At 56.0% G+C, this 18,064-nt stretch carries 19 protein-coding genes; 17 read left to right on the top strand and 2 right to left on the bottom strand.

What is annotated here, in order from left to right; translation table 11 throughout:
* Positions 1-147: 147 nt before the first annotated feature.
* The gene (gene fusA, locus CSA35_08660) at positions 148-2,226 is read left to right on the top strand and encodes an elongation factor G (protein PIE53947.1); all 2,079 of its coding nucleotides are present in this window, start codon (positions 148-150) and stop codon (positions 2,224-2,226) included.
* Between the two features lie 514 nt (positions 2,227-2,740).
* On the opposite strand, the gene CSA35_08655 is transcribed toward fusA, so the two are convergent.
* The gene (locus CSA35_08655) at positions 2,741-4,015 is read right to left on the bottom strand and encodes an MFS transporter (GenBank protein ID PIE53967.1); all 1,275 of its coding nucleotides are present in this window, start codon (positions 4,013-4,015) and stop codon (positions 2,741-2,743) included.
* Between the two features lie 448 nt (positions 4,016-4,463).
* On the opposite strand from CSA35_08655, the gene CSA35_08650 reads away from it, so the two are divergent.
* The 14 genes from CSA35_08650 to CSA35_08585 are packed head-to-tail and all read left to right on the top strand — an operon-like array spanning position 4,464 to position 12,680.
* Positions 4,464-4,925, top strand: a complete 462-nt coding sequence (locus CSA35_08650; GenBank protein ID PIE53966.1) for a cation transporter — start codon at positions 4,464-4,466, stop codon at positions 4,923-4,925.
* A gap of 2 nt (positions 4,926-4,927) precedes the next feature.
* Positions 4,928-5,182 (top strand): cation:proton antiporter, encoded by a 255-nt coding sequence (locus CSA35_08645; GenBank protein ID PIE53946.1) that lies wholly within the window; start codon positions 4,928-4,930, stop codon positions 5,180-5,182.
* A 4-nt stretch (positions 5,183-5,186) separates the two neighbouring features.
* A complete protein-coding gene (locus tag CSA35_08640; GenBank protein PIE53945.1) occupies positions 5,187-5,564 on the top strand; it encodes a cation:proton antiporter in 378 nt (125 codons plus the stop codon).
* Positions 5,561-5,815 (top strand): hydrogenase, encoded by a 255-nt coding sequence (locus CSA35_08635; GenBank protein PIE53944.1) that lies wholly within the window; start codon positions 5,561-5,563, stop codon positions 5,813-5,815. Before CSA35_08640 ends, CSA35_08635 begins: the two co-directional genes overlap by 4 nt.
* Positions 5,812-6,081 carry a hypothetical protein gene (locus CSA35_08630; protein ID PIE53943.1) on the top strand — a complete coding sequence of 90 codons (270 nt, stop codon included), beginning with the start codon at positions 5,812-5,814 and terminating at the stop codon, positions 6,079-6,081. The genes CSA35_08635 and CSA35_08630 overlap by 4 nt, the downstream gene beginning before the upstream one ends.
* Positions 6,082-6,083: 2 nt before the next feature.
* Positions 6,084-6,569, top strand: a complete 486-nt coding sequence (locus CSA35_08625; GenBank protein PIE53942.1) for a sodium:proton antiporter — start codon at positions 6,084-6,086, stop codon at positions 6,567-6,569.
* Positions 6,559-6,906, top strand: coding sequence for a cation:proton antiporter (locus CSA35_08620; protein ID PIE53941.1), 348 nt, complete (start codon positions 6,559-6,561; stop codon positions 6,904-6,906). Before CSA35_08625 ends, CSA35_08620 begins: the two co-directional genes overlap by 11 nt.
* The gene (locus CSA35_08615) at positions 6,903-8,474 is read left to right on the top strand and encodes an NADH:ubiquinone oxidoreductase (GenBank protein PIE53940.1); all 1,572 of its coding nucleotides are present in this window, start codon (positions 6,903-6,905) and stop codon (positions 8,472-8,474) included. The genes CSA35_08620 and CSA35_08615 overlap by 4 nt, the downstream gene beginning before the upstream one ends.
* Entirely contained in the window at positions 8,474-8,827 is a 354-nt protein-coding gene (locus CSA35_08610; protein ID PIE53939.1) for a hydrogenase, read from the top strand. Before CSA35_08615 ends, CSA35_08610 begins: the two co-directional genes overlap by 1 nt.
* Positions 8,824-9,279 (top strand): hydrogenase, encoded by a 456-nt coding sequence (locus CSA35_08605; protein PIE53938.1) that lies wholly within the window; start codon positions 8,824-8,826, stop codon positions 9,277-9,279. The genes CSA35_08610 and CSA35_08605 overlap by 4 nt, the downstream gene beginning before the upstream one ends.
* Positions 9,280-9,283: 4 nt before the next feature.
* Complete coding sequence (locus CSA35_08600) at positions 9,284-9,832, top strand: NADH-quinone oxidoreductase subunit L (GenBank protein PIE53965.1); 549 nt, start codon at positions 9,284-9,286, stop codon at positions 9,830-9,832.
* A gap of 9 nt (positions 9,833-9,841) precedes the next feature.
* Positions 9,842-11,083: an NADH dehydrogenase subunit gene (locus tag CSA35_08595; protein ID PIE53937.1), complete on the top strand. Its 1,242-nt coding sequence runs from the start codon at positions 9,842-9,844 to the stop codon at positions 11,081-11,083.
* The gene (locus tag CSA35_08590) at positions 11,080-12,078 is read left to right on the top strand and encodes a formate hydrogenlyase subunit 4 (GenBank protein PIE53936.1); all 999 of its coding nucleotides are present in this window, start codon (positions 11,080-11,082) and stop codon (positions 12,076-12,078) included. Before CSA35_08595 ends, CSA35_08590 begins: the two co-directional genes overlap by 4 nt.
* An 11-nt stretch (positions 12,079-12,089) precedes the next feature.
* Positions 12,090-12,680 carry a 4Fe-4S ferredoxin gene (locus tag CSA35_08585; GenBank protein ID PIE53935.1) on the top strand — a complete coding sequence of 197 codons (591 nt, stop codon included), beginning with the start codon at positions 12,090-12,092 and terminating at the stop codon, positions 12,678-12,680.
* Between the two features lie 142 nt (positions 12,681-12,822).
* Here CSA35_08585 and gltX read toward each other — a convergent pair whose 3' ends face one another.
* Entirely contained in the window at positions 12,823-14,157 is a 1,335-nt protein-coding gene (gltX, locus tag CSA35_08580) for a glutamate--tRNA ligase (GenBank protein PIE53934.1), read from the bottom strand.
* Positions 14,158-14,239: 82 nt separating this feature from the next.
* Between gltX and CSA35_08575 the strand changes: the two genes are divergently transcribed.
* Together CSA35_08575 and CSA35_08570 are read left to right on the top strand one after the other, a co-directional pair.
* Positions 14,240-16,792: a DNA polymerase I gene (locus CSA35_08575; protein PIE53933.1), complete on the top strand. Its 2,553-nt coding sequence runs from the start codon at positions 14,240-14,242 to the stop codon at positions 16,790-16,792.
* Positions 16,793-16,888: 96 nt separating this feature from the next.
* On the top strand, positions 16,889-18,019 hold the full coding sequence (locus CSA35_08570) for a hypothetical protein (protein ID PIE53932.1): 1,131 nt from the start codon (positions 16,889-16,891) through the stop codon (positions 18,017-18,019).
* The last annotated feature ends 45 nt before the right edge of the window (positions 18,020-18,064 follow it).

Genomic DNA, 18,064 nt, shown 5'->3' with positions numbered 1-18,064 from the left:
TCTGAATCTGATACAATAACAACGGCGTTTGCCCTCGCCTTGGGCGTCGGGGCGCCTCGTTTTTTCGTGAAGGAGTCGCGTTTCTTTCCGTCGAAGCGCCATCCGCACGACATCAGCAGATACGCTGAATCTCAAGGAGGTACGAAGATGGGATACAAGCCAGAGGATATTCGATCAGTCGCCGTCGTCGCTCACGGTGGAGCGGGGAAGACCTCCCTGGTCGAGGCCATGCTCTACGACACGGGTGTGACCACTCGACTGGGTACCGTGGAGAACGGCAACACCGTGACCGATTTCGGTGCGGAAGAACAGAAGCGCCAGATCTCCATAAGCACAGCGCTGGCCAATGTTGAACACGGCGGCAAGACCATTTTCGTCATGGACGCCCCAGGCTATGCCGACTTTTTAGGGGATATGCGCTCCGCCATGAGGGTTGCAGACTCGTCGGTAGTCGTGGTCAGCGCCGTTGACGGTGTCGAGGTCCAGACCGGGAAAGCCTGGGAGTTTGCCGAGGAGTTCAGCACCCCTGTGGTTTTCTTCGTCAACAAGATGGATCGGGATAACGGCGACTATCAACGAACCGTGGACGATATCCGGGATCAGCTCAGCAAGAAGGCCCACAGCTTCTTCCTGCCCATTGGTCAGGAATCCGGCTTCAAGGGCTTGGTAGACGTCCTTCGTGAGAAGGCGTATGTCTACAAGGCCGATGGCTCCAGGGACTTCGAGGAGGTCCCCGTCCCCGACGACTTGAAGGACGCCATGAACGTCCAGAGAGGGCAGTTGGTGGAGAACATCGTCGAGGAAGATGACGATATGATGATGCGGTATCTGGACGGCGAGGAGATCCCCCTTGAGGAGATGTGGCCCCTGCTCAGGCAGGCCATCGCTGCTCGAAAGATCTACCCGGTGCTTCCAGGATCTGCCACGGCCAACGTCGGTGTTCTTCAGCTCCTGAGCGTCATCGCCGACGAGCTTCCTTCCCCTCGGGAGACCCGTTCCCGAACGGCAAAGTCCGAGAAGAATTCCATGGAGATCGCTCCCGACCCGGAGGGAGATTTCTCAGCCCTGTGTTTCAAGGTCATGGTCGACCCCTACGTCGGCAAACTCAGTTTCATCCGGGTGAACTCGGGTTCCCTGACGTCCGACCAGACCCTCTTCAACGTGAATCGTCAGGAGGAGGAGCGGATCAGCGCTTTCAAGGTCATGCAGGGCAAGGACGGCAAAGAGGTGAAGGAGATCACCGTGGGGATGATCGTGGCCATTCCGAAGCTCCAGAGCACTCGGGTGGGCGATACCCTCGGAGTCAAGGGTGCGACGGCTATTTTTCCTCCCATCAAGTTCCCCAGGCCGGTCTATAGCGTAGCGGTGGACGCTAAAAGCCGATCCGACGAGGATAAGCTCTCAACGGCTATGCACAAGATGTTGGAGGAGGACCCTATCCTTCGTTTTGAGAAAAATCCCGAGACCGGGGACAATGTCCTCTCTGGCATGGGTAACCTGCATCTGGATATCGTCCTGGCCCGAATCAAGGAGCGCTACGGCGTGGATCTCGACGTCAGAACCCCTGAAGTGCCTTATCGGGAGACGATTCGAAAGACTGCCAAGGCTCAGGGAAAGCACAAGAAACAGACCGGCGGCCACGGTCAGTATGGCGATGTTCACGTGGAGTTCTCACCGTTGCCGACCGGAGAGGGTTTTGTCTTTGAGGATAAGATCGTCGGCGGGGCCGTGCCTAAACAGTATATACCCGCCGTGGAAAAGGGGCTGAAGGAGGCCCTCAACAAGGGGGTCTTAGCTGGCTTCCGGACGGTGGACTTCAAGGCTACTCTGGTCTTCGGATCCTACCACGATGTCGACAGCTCGGAGATGGCTTTTAAGACGGCGGCCCATTTGGCCTTTAAGAAGGGCATGTCCGAGGCCTCTCCGGTCCTCCTGGAGCCCATCATGGACGTCGAGGTGACCGTGGCTGACGAGTATCTTGGCGACGTCATGGGTGACATGAACACCCGCCGGGGACGGATCATGGGCGTGGACTCCATGGGGCGCCTCCAGGTGGTCAAGGCTCAGGCTCCCCTGTCTGAGATGTTCCAGTACGCCATTCAGCTTCGGTCCATGACCTCCGGTCGGGGGAACTTCACCATGGAGTATTCCCATTATGACCCGGTACCGGAGGAGATCTCCAAAAAAGTCATCGCTCGCCGCCAGGCCGAGTTGGAGGAGGAGTAGGCAAGCCATCGTATAGTGGAACGACCGACGATTAGAGGCTGTCCCCATGAGAGGGGTGGCCTCTTTTTCTCGTATACGTGATCTTGAGGGAACCTCTAAAAACTTAGAAACTCGTCTCAGGTTGTTTCGACGGAGCCCATTCGAGTCAAGCCGAGAGGGCACAGGAGGTGCCCTTCAAGGCGACGGTCTTTACATCGATCTGCACACGTTCCCCTGAAAAGCGCGTCTGCTCATAAGTTTTGCCGACTCACTACAGGACTCAGAGAACGTTCAAGTTCGCCATTTTGTTTCCCCAAAAATCCGACCCTGTGTTGAACCAACTTTAAGAACGAGGTGTCTTTGTTTCATCTGTGTAACGGATGTATTGAACACCTACATGTCCCGTGAGCGGCGATGACCTTTTTGGGGATTTATCCGACGGTCGAATAGGTGCGGTAGAGTTCCCACCCGAGAGCCTTGATGGACAAGATGGATCCGTGTCCATGAGGTTGCTGGGATGAGGGTATTGTTCAGGTCACTCATCGGGATCGCACCAGATGTTTCGACACTGGGTTTCCGGGAAGAGCAACGAGCAGGCAAGCCCCAGAACGGTTGCTGCCAGACAGATGCTCAGGGCACCGTGGAACCTGACCTGGGCGGGAAGATGGGCCAATCGTTCGACCGCTGTTCCCATCAGGGACGTGATCATGGCACTGCCGAGGAAGGATCCCGTGTTCGCCAGGGCGATGGCGACTCCGGTGGATCGTGGGTCGTTGATCTCCTTGATAACCCCCCATGACAGGACATAGGATGTTGTCAGAAAACCCAACAGGAAGAACAGGGGACGGAGTATGGAGACTGGAGGAGCGCTCTTCCAGAGAAGTACTGTTGCTGACCAGACCATCGTGGCCAGAACGTTCATGATTACCAGGGGGGTCTTCCTGAGACCGATCCGATCCGAGAGATTGCCCATGATCAGACTGCCCATAATGGTCCCGTAGATCGTATAGGAGACGACGGAGGCAGCCTCTTCGATGGTCATGGCGTATACATCCTGAAGATACGGGGTTCCCCATGTCCCTGAGATGGTCAGGTAAACACCGCTGAAGCATCCGGAGAAGACGAACAAGGGCCAGATCCGCCAGTTGAAGGCCACTCGCTTGAGAGATGTTCTCAGGGGAACCGGGGGCAGCGGGGAAGAGGACGAAAGGGCTTCGTTGATGGGAGGGAATCCCTTGTCTTGGGGGGTGTTTCGGATCACCGTCCAGCACATGACGGCGATGAGTCCGGTTGCTGTTCCGATGCTCATAAAGGAAGCCCGCCAACTGAACAGCCCAACCAGGATGGCCAGGGGAGTCTGTGCCAGAACTCCGCCCAGGTTGCCCACAAGGGCCGTCAGTCCCGACATGGTGCCGAACTCCCGTTCTCGAAACCACTGTGATTGTATCTTGAGGATGGAGACGAACACGGTGGAAACACCGACCCCTACGATAAACCGCCCTAAAAACAGCCAGGATGGGCTGGGAGCCAGGCCGAAAAGAATTGAACCGGCACCGGCCAGGACCATTCCCACCGAGACGGTGAAGCGGGCTCCGAGGGAGTCGGCCAGAAGGCCTACGGGGATCTGCATGATCATGTACGCGAAAAAATAGGCCGCTGAGATGGAAGCGAAGCTCGAGGGACTGAGATCGAACGTATCGGTCAGCTGTGACCGGACCACTCCCGCCGCCAGACGATGAAAGAACACCACCATGTAGGCCAGAACCATGGAACTCCAGACAAACCACCGATATCTCAGACCTCGCATCATATCCGTCACGTCTCGATACCTCCTTCGAGTTCTTTATTTGGCGAGAAGCATATCAAATAAGTGGTTTCTTTGCATTTTTTTTGTCCTAAAAGTATAATGTCTACATACTTTCGTATTTTCTTGGGAAGAGCCTTCCATAAAACCATCTCTCGGTGGGGGCTGTCATCGGCGATCAGCTGTCCGGTGAGGTTCTCCTCCTTTGTGTTGCTTGGACTATATCCGGTCGGTGGTTTTGTGTGGCAACTTTCTTGGGGAGAGAAAATCCGGGAGTGAAACTGTCTGATATGTGCTTGGGAAGTTTTTGCCGGGAACTTTCAGATGAGGTGAGTTCTCACGGTGTATAGGGTAGTGGTGATGCCCTACATGTCATGTAAGGTGTGTAAGCTGGCAAAGAGGTACGCATTTTGAGGGGGTGTTGTCCGTGTTCATCTTTGTCCTTTCCTTTCTCATGTACGAACTTCTGGTCTGGTCTGGGGAGAAGGTGCCGCCAGTGGAGATAGGTATCGGTCTCGTGTTGGCTTTGGTTGTAGCTCTTGCGGTTCGAAGTCTCAGTCACGCCAGGTATTTTGGTATCTCCAGTCTCAACCCGTTTCGGTGGGTTCGTTTTATATCCTTCCTTTTTGGTCCCTTTCTCATAGCCCTGATCAAGGCAAATATCGACGTAGCCATTCGTATCATCACCGGCAAAATTCGTCCGGGCATCGTCCGGGTGGACACCGGTCTCTCTGGAACGTTGGCCAAGACCGTCTTGGCCAACGCTATCACCCTTACTCCCGGAACCCTGACTGTGGATTTAGAGGAAGACAGCGGCGTTTTCTACATCCACTGGATTAACGTGACCGACCTGGAGCCGACTGGAGAGGCCGTGTACGGCTCCTTTGGCGAATGGGCAAAAAAGGTGGCTCAGTAATTATGGATATTTTCCTCCAGTATTCGACGGGTTTCCTTCTGTTTCTCCTCCTGCTCATGACGGTTAGGCTCGTGATGGGCCCTACGGGGGCGGATCGGGCTGTGGCCCTGGATGCGATGAATACCTTGGTCATCGGTGTCATGATCCTGCTGGCTGCACGCTTCGATTCCGTCGTGATGGTGGACGTGGCCATCGTGTACGCTGCTCTGTCCTTCGTGAGCACCATGTTTATTGCCCGATATCTCCAGGGGAGGTGAGGGCATGGAGTTCATTATTCCCGGGTTTTTCGTTGTCCTGGGGCTTCTGGTGGATGCTCTGGGGACTCTCTCTCTCTATCGTTTTCCCGACGTCTACACCAGAATGCACGGTTCGACCAAGTGTACGACCTTCGGTACCATCTCCATATCCTTGGGCGTTATTCTGTACGCTGTGACCAAGCGGCTTTCCTCCGGTGACGTCCGGTACCTGGTACTCGTTGTTCACCTGGTTGTCGTGGTGATGGCGCTCCTCATCAGCAATGCCACCGGAGCCCACGTGCTAGCTCGAGCGGCTCATCGAAGCAAGGTATTCCCCAAGGAGGCCGTTGTCGATCATCTGTTCGACAGAGATCAGGGCATCAGAAAGGGGGAAAACCGATGACTTTCTTTCACAACGTGAACCTGCTTTTACTCTTGCTGACGGGCTTCTACGCCTTGTGGTTCCGGAATCTCCTGTACTCGGTCATCAGCCTTGGAGCGTTTAGTCTCCTTCTGGCCCTGGAGTTCTATATCCTTCATGCTCCCGACGTGGCTATCGCGGAGGCGGGCATCGGAGCTGCTCTGGAAACGGCCATTTTCATCATCGCGTTGATGGGGACTGGACGTTTGAAAAAACGGGGGGGACGTTCATGAGGCTCAAGGTCCTGTTTGTCGTCGCAGCCTTGGTCTTGGGCGGTATGCTTCTCGCCGGGTTGGACCGAATTCATCCCTTTGGCGAGCCTGGAGAGACCGCCATGGATCGGTATTTTCTGGAGCATGCCGTTCCAGATCGCTCGTCGGAGAACGTGGTGACCTCCATCGTGTTCGACTATAGAGGCTTCGACACCATCGGCGAGTCCTCCGTGCTTTTCACCGCCCTGTGTTCTGTGGTGATGCTGTTCCGAAAGAGGGGGAGATAACGATGAATCCGCTTTCTTTGGCGGCCCGGACGGTCTGTAACCTGTTCGCGTGGTTTTTGATCATCTTTGGTGTGTATATCATCATACACGGTGACATGTCACCCGGCGGTGGCTTTCAGGGCGGTGCCGTTGTGGCATCGTTCATGGCCCTGCTTTTGGTCTCTCACGGCGGGAAACGGATTCTCAAATGGGTTCATATGTCCGTCTATTGGGTCCTGCTGTTTTTTGGCTTGCTCCTGTTCATCGGCCTGGGGTTCTGGGGGCTGGGACACGGTGCGTTTTTCCTGAACTATCTTGCGGTGCCTCACCATGTGGCAGCATCCATGTCCCATGGCCTCGTCCCTTTTTCAGGGACCATCGGCTTGATGGACATCGCTGTGGGTATTGAGGTGGCTGGTGGACTGACGATCATCCTTATAGCCATGTTTCGGGGGATCCTTCTTCAGGATTTTTCCGATGATCAAAAGGAGGCAGGTCATGGAGCCTAACATGCCTTTTATCGTGGCGGGGCTGCTGTTCCTCATGGGCCTGATAGGGGTGATCGTCGAGAATAATCTCCTGAAGATAACCGTTGCCATAGGTGTCATGGAGTCGGCTGTGAACATGTTCTTGGTGACCTTGGGTTATCGATACGGCGGAACGATCCCTATCAAGTTTCTGGCTGGTTCCGGCGATATCTTTGTTTTACCAACGCCTCAGGCCCTGACCCTGACGGCTATCGTCATCGCCATGGCGACGTCGGCTCTGATGCTCTCTCTGGTGGCGATGCTCTACCGCCACTATGGTACTCTGGATGTTCGGGAGATCAGGAGGCTTAGAGGATGACTGGCTGGAGCGTTCACCTTCCTGCTCTTATGTTGGCGATCCCCCTGTTAGGGGCTTTCCTCTCGCCGGTTATGGGAGTCTTGGGCGGGCGGTTGCTTCGGGGAGCGTGGTCTGTCCTGGTCTCTTGTGTGTTGCTGTTCCTGTCCTTCTGTCTCCTTCGGTATGTCTCCGTGAACGGGACGGCCGTGTACGTCATGGGAGGTGAGGCGTGGAACTTCACTCTGCCGTCGGGGCTCGTCTATCCGGTTCGGATCATCCTTGAGGTGGATTCTTTCAACGCCTTTGTGGCGGTGATCGGCTGTTTCGCCTCCCTGGCGGGAACGTTGTTCGGTCTTCGATTCCTGAACCGTTTTTCAGGTCGGAACTGGTATACGGCCCTGTATTTTCTCCTGACCGCCGGTATGTTGGGACTGGTCCTCACGGGGGATTTGTTTAATTTCTTCGTTTTTCTGGAGATCGCATCGGTCGCATCCTTCGGCTTAATTGCCTATTGGAGGGATCGATCCGAGGCCATCGAGGCCTCCTTCAAATACATGCTGGTCTCTCAGGTAGCGGCCATGACGGTGTTACTGGCCATCGGCTTTCTCTATGGCAGGTATAACCTGTTGAACATGGCGGCTTTGGGGTCGGTTGTTCGTCCTGGGATAGCCGAGAAGATCGCCCTGGTCTTTCTTGTGACGGCGCTGGCTATGAAGTGTGGGGCTTTCCCCATGCACATGTGGATGCCCGATTCGTACGCCGAGGCTCCGGCATCGGTGACTGTGCTTCTGGTGGTCGTCAGTCAGGCGTCTCTCGTCGGTCTGTGTCGTCTGCTCTTCTCCGTGTTTGGTACGGCTATCGGGACCGACGTAATCCCCTGGACACTGATCTGTCTTGGCGTGTTTTCCATGTTCTTTGGCGTCTCCATGGCTGTCGTACAGCACGAGGTGAAGCGCCTCATGGGGTATCACTCAGTCTCCCAGGTGGGATACATGCTTATGGCTTTCGGAGTCGGATTGCTGGTCATCGGTGATCCTCGGCAGACCGTCGAGTTCGGGAAGATGTCCATCCAGGGCGGAATATTTCATATGGTCAACTACATGATGTACAAGGGATTGCTCTTTCTGACGGCAGGATCCCTCTATTACGTTACCGGAACCCGGGATCTGGACCGAATGGGCGGCTTGGTCCGAAAGATGCCTCTGACCTGCGGTATGTTCGTCCTGGCTGCGGCTGCGATCTCGGGGATCCCGCCCTGTAACGGTTTTGTCTCCAAACTGCTGATCTACGAATCGGCTTTCACAGTCCATCCTCTGTTGGCTGTGGTGGCGCTTGTGACCTCCGTTCTGACGCTGGCGTCATTTGTGAAGGTCTTTCAGGCGGCCTTTTTGGGACCTGAGCGCCCTGAATTCACCGAGGTTCGGGAGGTTCCCGGGGCCATGCTTGCCGGAATGTCCGTGTTGGTCGTGGTCATTTTGGGGCTCAGTTTATTCCCGACCTGGGTCATGTCCCATTTGGTCGAGCCCGCAGCCACAGCTTTGCTGGACAAGGGGGCCTACGTGGGGGCCGTTTTGGGAGGTGGACTGTGATGACAGGCTGTCTGTTCACCGGTTTTGGGTTTTGGGATATAGGAACTTGGCTCTTGTTTTTTGTGGTTGCCGGCGTAGTTGTCTCGTGGATTCGTTCTCAGGGGCGGCAGGACTACAAAAAGGGAACAGACCAGGATCAAATCTATTTTTCCGGGAACGAGCTTCCCGAGAACCCCACGGAGATAACCGTCCCGGCCAGCTCGTCCTATTGGGGATATCGAAAAGCCTTACGTCCTTATTATGATCGGCTCATTGCCTTTCATTCGGGGTACACTGTGGCCTATGTGGGATGGTTCGTGGTGACCACGGCGATCCTGCTTGTCTTGATATTCGTTCAGGAGGGGCGTCTATGAAACTGGAGAGGATGTTAAAGGTACTGCCCAAATCGCTGTGGGTTTTTTCCACCAACTCGGGGTCGTGCAATGGATGCGACATCGAGATCGTCTCCACGGTGAGTCCCCGATACGACATTGAGCGATTCGGTATGAAGCTTATCGGGACGCCTCGTCACGCCGACGTTCTGTTGGTAACCGGTCCTGTTACCCGGTTCATGAAGGAAAAACTGGAGCGAATCTACGCTCAGATCCCCGATCCCAAGGTTATTCTCGCTGTGGGGAACTGCGCTTGTTCCGGTGACGTGTATTTCAAATCCTACAACCTGGTTGGCCCGGTAGACAAGGTGATTCCCGTGGACGTGTACGTTCATGGCTGTCCGCCCCGGCCAGAGGCTATTATCGAGGGAGCTGCCAAGGCGGTGCTCAAGCTGGAGGCCAAACGCATGGAGCTTCGAAAGGCAGGTGCGTGATCCCATGGAGGTCTTTATTGAGAGGCCGAAAATCCTGCGGTCTCCTCAAGAGATCGCCGAGCATTTTCAGACGACCTTCGGGGAGGCTATTACCGACCTGGAGCTTCGGGAATTATCCCATGGACCATCGGGAGAGGTCACAGGATATCATCTCTGGTTTACCGTGGTTCGGGATCGGTTTCTCGACGTGGTGGATGAGATAGGAACCTTCGATTTTCCTCACTTCCACGTGACGTCCGGTGATGATCAGGGCGACGAGGTGCTTCTGTACTACCATCTGGACCTTTACAGAGCCCTCTCCCGAGGGACTCGTCTTCCCCTCACCGTCTGTGTCCGCCTTTCCAAGGAAGATCTCTCCATTCCGTCCCTCTTCAGTCGTATTCCTGGTGTTGAATACAGCGAGAGGGAAATTCAGGAGATGTTCGGGGTGGACCACGTGGGCTTGCCCAACAAGGCCCTGGTGTTCCTTCCTGAGGATTGGAACCGGGAGGTCTTCCCCTGGCGCCGGGATGAGACAGCTCCCGGGGACGATCTGGTTGAAGAGCTCTCCTAGGAGGCGACCATGAGCGAGAAAAAAACCTACAAACTTCCCGTCGGTCCAGTTCACGTAGGACTCAAGGAACCCATCACGGCGTGGCTCGACGTGGAGGGTGAGTCTATAACCAACGCCGTCATCCGTCCCGGAGCCATTCACCGAGGAGTGGAGTTCATGGCGCGCGAGCGGAACCCGATCCAGGTTATCTACCTGTCGGAGCGGGTCTGCGGTATCTGTTCCTTTGCTCACGCCATCGCCTTCGTCAAGGCGGTCGAGGACGCTGCACAGATTCCGGTTCCACCCAGGGCTCAGTATATCCGGTCGATGGTGCTGGAGCTTGAGCGGATCCACTCACACATTCTCTGGTCTGGTGTCGCCTGTTACACCATAGGGTTCGACAGCGCCTTTCATCTGGGCATGATGCTTCGGGAAAAGGTCATGGACGTTCTTGAGGCCTTGACGGGAAACAGGGTCAACTACGCTGTCACCACGGTGGGCGGGGTTCGGTGGGACGTGACCCCCGAGGTGGATAGAGTCGTCCGGGAGATGATCCGTTATTACAGAAACGAGTTCTCCTCGTTCTACGAGGCTGCCATAGTCGATCCCGTGATTCGGGCCAGGCTTCGGAACGTGGGTGTGCTCACTACCGAAGAGGCCATTCGATACTGTGCTCTTGGGCCGACGGCTCGAGGAAGTGGTGTCCGATGCGATATCCGTTGGTCGGCTCCCTACGATGCGTATTGTGATATCCCTGTGGAGCCTGTCATGCCTCAGGACTATACGGGTGAGCCGGTCCACGGCGATGTTTTCGACCGTTTTGTCGTTCGTGTGTTCGAGGTCAATCAATCCCTGGATATCCTGGAGGACATCCTGGATGGCCTTCCCGAAGGGGATATCGCCTTCGAGCCCAAGGTGAACAAGTTGCTCTCTGTCCTGAAAAAGGCCGGAGGAGTTGGGTATGGCTGTATCGAAGCCCCCCGAGGCGACGACACTCACGTGGTGGGCCTCAAGGAGAAACAGGAGAACGTGCTCTGGTGGAAGGTCCGAGCTCCTACCTACAGCAACGCTGTTTCCTGGCCTCTGATGTTTCGGAACAACGAGCTGGCCGATGCTCCTCTGATCATCAACAGCATCGATCCCTGTATTTCCTGTATGGAACGGATGGTTTTGTCAGATCGAGGAACCGGTACCAACTCCGTAGTTACCAAGGCCGATCTCCTGAAGCTCTGCAGGGAGAAGACCGATAGTCTGAGGAGGCAGATGGCATGATTCTCGACATCGTGATGAGAATACTGGCCGGGCTGACTCTTATGCTTCTGGTCACCGTTTTGGCGGTGCTCTTTGAGGGTGTCGACAGGAAACTTCACGCCCTGATGCAGCGCCGCATAGGGCCGCCTATGCTGCAACCCCTGTACGATATCCTCAAACTTTTGGGAAAGGAGAACATCGTTCCCCGGTTGAGTTCTCCCGTACTCTTTCACGGCGGTCCCTGGGTGGCTGCTGTGGCCGGGATGATGACCTTCCTGTATATCCCCATAGGGTCTCTGCCGCCTGTACTGAGCGGGCGCGGCGATCTGATTTTGGTGCTCTACCTTTTGAGCCTTTCGGGGGTCGCTGTCGCCGTTGGAGGTTTTGCCAGTGGATCCCCCATCGCTAACGTAGGGGCTCAAAGGGAGCTCGTCCTCATGATGAGTTACGAACTTCCTCTGGCTGTGGTCGTTGCGACCTTGGCGTGGGCTGTCTATCGTCTGGGGATACCGGGGCATCCTTTTGCCCTGGAGACCTACGTCGCCACGCCTGTGTGGGGTATGGCTGGCAAAGCCGGACTGTTGGGCCTGGCCTGTCTGTTTGTCGCTCTCTTGGCGGTGATACCCGGTGAGGCAGGTAAGGGGCTTATGGATATCCCCGAGGCCAAAACAGAGATCCTGGAGGGCGTCACAGTGGAATACTCCGGAGTGAACCTTGCCTTGCTTCACGTCGCCTTCAACCTGAGAGCCGCTGCCATATCGGCCCTTGTGGTCTGTCTCTTTTTCCCCTTTTCGCTGGGGCTTTCCCTGGGGTTGACGGGGACTCCTTTAGCGCTGGTCGATTTTCCCTGGTTTTTCTTCAAGCTCTTTTTGGTCGAGGTCTTTGGAGTAACCTTTCTCCGAACGGCATTTGGTCGGCTCAAGATCTGGCAGGCTGCTAGGTTCTATTGGGGACAGGTGGCAGCTCTCTCCTTGGCCGGAATGATCCTCATGACCGTTGATGTCTGGCTGCACTGAGGAGGAATACCATGTTTAACGTTATGTCGGTTCAGCTCCTGCGCCAGTTGTTCCAACGCCCCTTCACCAACCCCTTCCTGGCGGAACACATGCCCGACGATCTCACCGGAGCCATGGAGGCTGCGGCTCGGGGCGAGATATCCCTGAACGAACCAGTAGAGACCTGGGGACGATTTCGAGGGAAGATCAGCTACCAGAAGGACATATGTATCGGCTGCGGGATGTGTATGAAAGTCTGTCCCGCCAACGCGATTGAGCGGTCGCCCAATGAGCCGAAGAAGATCATCGTCCACAACGACCGGTGCTGTTTCTGCGCCCAGTGCAACGACATCTGCCCTGTAGACGCCCTGAGCATGAGCAGGGATTTTGCCATATCCTCCTACGACCGACAGGGACACGTCACGGTGGACTCGGGGGTGCCTGAAAGAAAACCCTTTCAGTCTGAATGGACCTATCGACTTGGTGAGGAGCCTCAGCTTGAGTTGTCCTCGGAACAAACTAAGGAGGTATACCAGGTTAGGGAAGAGGACCGTGCGGCCTGTGGCGCTTGCGCCGCCAGCTCTCCCAGGGACTCCAGCGAAAAGGTCTCTGTAGAGAAATAAGTGAACCTCTAACAGTTCCTGGTGTAAGTCCGACAGACTGCATAAGGGATCAAAAACGTGAGCCGTTCACGCCCTCTCGGGCGTATTGGGTGGCTTAAAAACGAAACGGGGAGGGACAAAATTGTCGCCCCTCCCCATTGTATTATACGAACTTATAGTGCTCCAGTCTCTTTCGAACCTCGCCTCGTCCGAGAAATTCGGCGAGCTCGAAAATACCTGGGCTGACCTTGTGTCCTGTGATGGCGAACCGCATGGGCATGGCTACGTCCTTGAGCTTGACCGAATGGTCCTTGGTCCACTCTCTGGCAAAGGCCTCCATGGACGAAGCTGTCCAATCATCCAAGTCGAGCAAAGCGGTGAAGAACGTCCGAAGGGTCTCCCGCACCTGTTCGTCCACGGCTCCGTCGTATCGGCGGGTGACGGGAGCGAAGTCAAGAAAATAGTCGGTAAACTCAGCCAGATCCTTGACGTTCCGGCCCCTGCCTCCCATGAGGGCAAAAGCCCTGTCCATGTACTCCCGATCCAGGTTTGAGATATCGACACCGGCCTCTTTCCAGAAGGGAGAGAGAAGGGCTATCTTGTCGTCGGTGGAGAGAGCGTGGAGATGTCCCTGGTTGACGTAGTTCAGTTTATCCATATCGAAGACCGAGGGCTTTCGGTTTACGTCGGCCAGCTCAAATTCCTGAATGGCCAGATCCCGGTCGAATATCTCCCGGTCCCCGTCGGGAGCCCATCCCAACAGAGCCAGAAAGTTGAAGACCGAGTCAGCCATGTACCCCATGTCCCGATACTCGTAAACGCTGGTGGCCCCGTGGCGTTTGGAGAGCTTTTTCTTGTCCTTGCCCAGGATCATGGGCAGATGAGCGAATGTCGGCAACTCCCACCCAAGGGCCTTGTAGAGAAGCACCTGCTTGGGCGTGTTGGAGATGTGATCCTCTCCCCGGATAACGTGGGATATCTCCATGAGGTGATCGTCCACCACAACGGCGTAATTGTATGTCGGTGTACCGTCGCTTTTCATCAGGACGATATCCTTCATCTGGCCGGTCCGACCGTCTTTGAGGGAATCGCTGACCACGTCGATGGAGCCGTACACCATGTCCTGAAAGCCGATATCTTCACCGATCGGGACCTTGAAGATAACGGCGTCGCCATCCCTGTAGGCCAGGCCCTGGTCCAGAAGTTTCTGGGCGTAGGTTCGGTACAGATCAAAGCGCTCGGTCTGACGATATGGGCCATGGTCGCCTCCCATATCGGGACCCTCGTCCCAGTCCAGATTCATCCACTTCATTCCCGCCATGATGGTGTCCTCGTATTCCTTCGTAGATCGGACCTGGTCGGTGTCCTCAATGCGCAGGATGAAGCGTCCTCCTGTATGCCGTGCCCAGAGCCAGTTAAACAGCGCTGTGTGGGCACCGCCGATGTGCAGTGCCCCGGTAGGACTCGGGGCGAATCGGACTCGTACGGTATCTGACATCTTCCGTTCCTCCCTATGGTGTCGAATGCTTGGTACAATGTAATGTCGAGAGGATATTATACCCTAAAAGAGGAGGAGAGCCATGATCAAGGGACCAACGCTGCTTGTCGACGGCCATGGCCTGGCATTCCGGGCCTTCTACGCCCTTCCGGAGCTCTCGGCGTCCGACGGAACGCCCACGAACGCCCTGGTTGGGTTCTTTAACATGTTGTGGAAAGTCAGAAAAAAATGGGCACCCGGATCCATGACGGTCGTCTTCGATGCACCGGGCCCTACTTTTCGTCATGAGCTGTACGAGCACTACAAGGAGGGGCGAAAGCCCACCCCTGAAGAGTTGAAACGACAGATCCCCGTCCTGAAGGACCTGCTTCGTCTTTTGGGTATCCCGACGGTCTCCCTGGCTGGAGTTGAGGCCGACGACGTGCTGGGAGCTCTGGCCCGGCACGAGGCAGCTCAGGGCTCCTCGGTTCTGCTGTTGACGTCCGATAAAGACATGCTTCAGATCCTGGGGCCTGGGATCACGGTGATCCGTCCCGGTAAAGGGATATCCAGCTTTACCCAATGGGACGAGGAGACTTTCAAAGAAGAGTACGGCTTTGATCCCGCTCACATGGCCGATTACCTGGCTCTGGTGGGTGACAGCGTGGACAACGTTCCGGGCGTGCCGGGCATCGGTGACAAGACGGCTCGGCGCCTCCTGGCGGCGTATGGAGACCTGGAAGGTATCCTGGCTCATCGAGATACCCTGTCATCGTCCCAGGCTAAACGTCTGGGTGAGCATGAGCAGGACGCCAGACGATCTCTCAAACTTACCACCTTGGACACGACGGCCCTGCCCGAGGAGGAGGACTGGAGCCTGGGTGCGCCTGATCTCGATGCCTTTACAGCCCTCTGTGGCGCTCTGGAGATGAACACCGTGGTCGTTAAGGGGGCCGAACTTCTCGGAGGCGATACCGTAGATATGCCTCGTGCCTCGTCGACGACGATCTCGGTCGCTCAAACCCCAACCCCTTCGATCCTGGAGGAGCTCCTGAAGGAGGACGAACTCGTGGTTCACGGTGAGTGGGTGGGGGGCTATCCCATGGATCTCCGGCCCGCTCCTCTGGCGGTGGTTGCCAGAGATGGCCGTTATACCCTGCTGGATCGGATCCCGGAGGAACTGGTTCGATGGATGGACGGAGGAAAACTCGTCACGTCCGACTACAAGCGGTTTTTAGCAGCCATGGGAAAAGAGTCGGCGATTCCTCGGGTATGGGATCTCAGGAGCGCGGACTACCTTCTTCACCCTGATCGTTCGTCCCACGACCTGAAGTCCGTCATGGGCGATGAATTACCCGAGACGTCTGAAGCTCGGGCGATGGCTCTGTGGAATCTGCAAAAAACCATGGTTCCTGATCTGGAGCGCCTGGGGGCCAACGAGCTCCTCAGGGAACTTGATCTGCCCCTCGTTCCTGTCCTGGTCTCCATGGAACGGTGGGGCATTCGGGTGGACTCTGTCGGGCTTGCTCAGGTGGTGAGCGATTTGAAGGATCGACTTGGACGTATCGTCCAGGCCGTTGACGAGACGGCGGGGGAGTCGGTCAACCTCAATTCCCCCAAACAGGTGGCCGAACTCCTTTTCAATCGTCTGGGGCTCCCTCCGGTGAAAAAGACCAAGACGGGTTTCTCCACCGACGTGACCGTTCTGGAACAGCTCTCAGAGCTTCCCCAACCCCATGGGACGGTACCCTCCATGCTTCTGGAACACAGGGAACTCTCCAAGATGCTCTCGGGTTTTGCCGTTCCTCTCCTCAACGCCAGCGAGGGTGACGGGCTCATTCACAGCACCTTCGAAGGAGACACCACCGGGACAGGGCGGCTCAGCAGCCGGGATCCAAACCTTCAGAACCTTCCGGCATATGGTCAGTGGTCCGACAGGATCAAGAACACCTTGCTTCCTCGGGAGCCCGGTCGGTGTTTTGTGGCGGCGGACTACTCCCAGATCGAGCTTCGGGTGTTAGCTCACATCTCGGGTGAGGATCGTCTGGCTCAGATCTTTCGAGATCGTCGGGACATCCATACCGAGACCGCGGCCATGGTCTTTGGTGTGGATCCGTCCATGGTGACCAGGGAACTTCGTCGCTCAGCCAAGATGGTGGCCTTCGGCCTTCTCTACGGCATGAGCTCATTTGGACTGGCCAAACGCCTGGGGGTGAGCAGATCAGAGGCTGATCGGATCATGACTCGGTATTTCAAGGCCCTGCCCGGGGTGGAGGACTACGTCAACACAAGCACCGATCGTTCCATGAGCCGAGGCTACACCGAGACCCTGTTCGGTCGGATCCGCCAGCTGGACGAGGTAGAGACTGGAAACGCTCGGGATCGGGGACACCTTCGCAGGGTGGCGGTGAACTCGCCTATCCAGGGCACCGCTGCGGACCTGGCGAAAAAGGCCATGATCGCCGTGGCTCGGGAGTTTCAGGGTGAAGCTGTTCACATGGTCCTTCAGGTCCACGATTCCATCGTGTGCGAGTGTCCGGTGGAGAGGGTCGAAGAGATACTGGAAAGGCTTCAGACCACGATGAAGTCCGTGGCGACGTTGTCGGTGCCTCTGGAGACCGAGGGGACGTTTGGACCGACCCTGGCTCAGGTCTGATAGCGATTTTATGACGATCCTGTGCCCGACTGTGATACAATATGCAGCTGTGAAGTTCTGAAAAAAAGAGACGATGAAAGGGGAAGATTCACGTTGATGTTGAGGACTCTTCGAACCCAGGTGAAATGGATCCTGGTGTTCTTTCTGCTGTGTTTTGTTCTGGCCATTCCTCTGATGTACGGTGTGGGACGTCGAGGATCCAAGGGAGACGCTGGACAGGGGGATTACGCCGTGGCCGAGATCGATGGGGCAAAACTCATGCGAAGCCACCTCGTCCGTATGGTTCGAAATTACGTCGATCAGGCTGGGATACGGGAGGTGACGTCTACCGACCTTCCGGGTATTCGTCAAGCCGTACTCGATCAAATGGTGACAAGGACGGCTCTTGAGAAAGAGGCGAAGGCACTGGGTATCACTCCTGCCAAGAGTGACCTCGACCACGCTGTAGCGGAGATAGCCGATCAATTCCCCACAAAGGAGGCGTTTCAACAGTACCTCCAGCAGACGGGGATGAGTATGAAGGAGTTAGAGAAACAACTCCGTACTCAGCTGGCCCAGCGGATGCTTTTGGAAGAGGCCTCGGCCTCGGCCGTTGTTACCGATGAGGAGCTTCACGAACTGTACGACAGCGTCAAGGACTTTGTCTTCACAAAACCTGCCGGCGTACAGGTTCTGGCGGCGGAGTTCACGACTAAGGACGTTGCTGAACAGGCATACGAAGACCTGATTTCTGGAACCTCCTGGGATGTCGTTATGGCTCGAGTCTCATCAGATGATCTGAAGGGGAAGACGAGCTCCGACGCTCCGGCTCTGCTTCGAGATGGGGTTCTGACAGGGAACCTGGCCTTTGTCGTTTCCATGGACGATGGTCAGTATGCCGAGCCCGTGGAGATCTCCAGTGACGACTTTCTCGTGCTGTACCGAAAAGGTGTCAAGGAGAAAGAGGTGACTCCCTTTGACCAGGCCAAGGAACAGCTTCAATCCATGGTTCTGTCTCAGAAAAAACAGGAGCTCCAGAGACAATACGTCGAGAAGCTTTCCGATAAAATCTCTGTCACTATCCTGGATTCAGCTCTCTTTCCAGAGAAGAAGGCCCCTGTCTCTCAGGACAAAACGCCGGAGGTCATCTCTGCCGATAACGAGTCTCAGCCTACCAGCGATGCCTCTGCCGATAAGGATTCAAGGGATAACGACAAGGCTTTGGAGCCTGCAAGTTCCGATTCGTGACGAAAAAACCGCTTTCCATGGAGCGGCTTGACAGAACTGATGCTG

The sequence above is a fragment of the Dethiosulfovibrio peptidovorans genome, assembly GCA_002748665.1.
Lineage (GTDB): Bacteria > Synergistota > Synergistia > Synergistales > Dethiosulfovibrionaceae > Dethiosulfovibrio > Dethiosulfovibrio peptidovorans_A.
The sequence above is the reverse complement of the archived record's forward strand: the minus strand, read 5'-3'. Positions and strand labels throughout refer to the sequence as shown.